A 1163-nucleotide genomic window follows, 5' to 3' on the forward strand; every position below is an offset into this window, starting at 1 on the left:
GAGCGGTCCGTGCGCTGAGCGGCGGCTGAGATCGCCAGCGGGAAGATGGCGCTGTTGCCGATGCCCAGAAGCGCAAAGCCCAGCAATGAGAAAAACGGTGCCGGCGACAGGAAGACCAAAAGCACGCCCGCCGCCATTGTCGCCAGCAGCACGCGCGCCACGCCGCTCGGCGAGTGGCGATCGACGAAACTGTCGGCGAAGAAGCGGGTGGTCGCTTGCGAGAACGCGAACAGCGCCACGGTGAAGCCGGCGACGAAGGGGCCGGTGTCGAACACGGTGCGCATGTAGATCGCCGACCAGTCGATGCTGGCGCCTTCCAGCAGCATTGCCGAAAGCGTTACCGCAACGAGGACCAGAATCGGCAGCGTCGGCCGCGCGAACATCGGTGGCTTATGGCCTGTGGCGGCGAAGCGGGCGGGTGCCGGTTCGAAGCCGCCGAGAAACAGCGCCATCGAAACCGCCACCATCGGCACCACCAGCGCCAGATGCAGTTGCGGCGACAGGCCGAGATGCGCCATGGCGCCGCCGAACAGCCCGGCGCCGAAGAAGCCCGCGCTCCAGAAGGAGTGCGCCCGGTTCATGATGCGGCGCTTCAGCATGAACTCGGTCCTGTCGGCCTCGACATTGAGGATGATCTCGACGCTGCCGATCATCAGCCCGACCGGCAGCAGCAGCAGGAACAGTGCGACAGGTCCCGGCGCATGAACGGCAAGCGCGTAGACAAGCGCAATCAGCGGCACCAGCCAAAGCAGCGCGCGGCGAAAGCCGACGCGCTCCAGGATCGGTGTGGCTAGGGTCAGCGCCGTCAAGGTGCCGATCGGCGTCCCGATCAGGCTGAGCCCCAGCGTGCCGTCCTCGATCTCCATGGCGCGCTTGATGTCCGGCAGGCGCGGGAAAATGTTGCCCATGGCAAAGGAGTAGATAGCGAAACCGGCATAGACGCGGTGCTGGGGGGCGAGTTTCAAGCCAAAGGTCATTGCGGCATTTTCCATCGGGAGAGGGGGGACGGCATTGCCGATCCGATGCGCCGTTCTTGCATAAACATGCAAAACATGCAAGAACGTGCATAACAAAATGGGATCGTGCATGCTGACCGAGGAACGACACCAATTCATTCGCGACCGGCTGGCGGCCGACGGAAGGGTTCTGGCGGGCGAGCTCGC

The 1163-nt window shown here is 64.5% G+C and carries 1 protein-coding gene; it reads right to left on the bottom strand.

Annotated elements, in window-relative coordinates; all coding sequences use genetic code 11:
- A partial coding sequence (locus tag EOA29_RS37190; protein WP_145970081.1) for an MFS transporter occupies positions 1-977 on the bottom strand: 977 nt, incomplete at its 3' end.
- Positions 978-1163 lie beyond the last annotated feature (186 nt).

It is taken from the genome of Mesorhizobium sp. M1E.F.Ca.ET.063.01.1.1, assembly GCF_003998155.1.
Classification (GTDB): Bacteria; Pseudomonadota; Alphaproteobacteria; order Rhizobiales; family Rhizobiaceae; genus Mesorhizobium.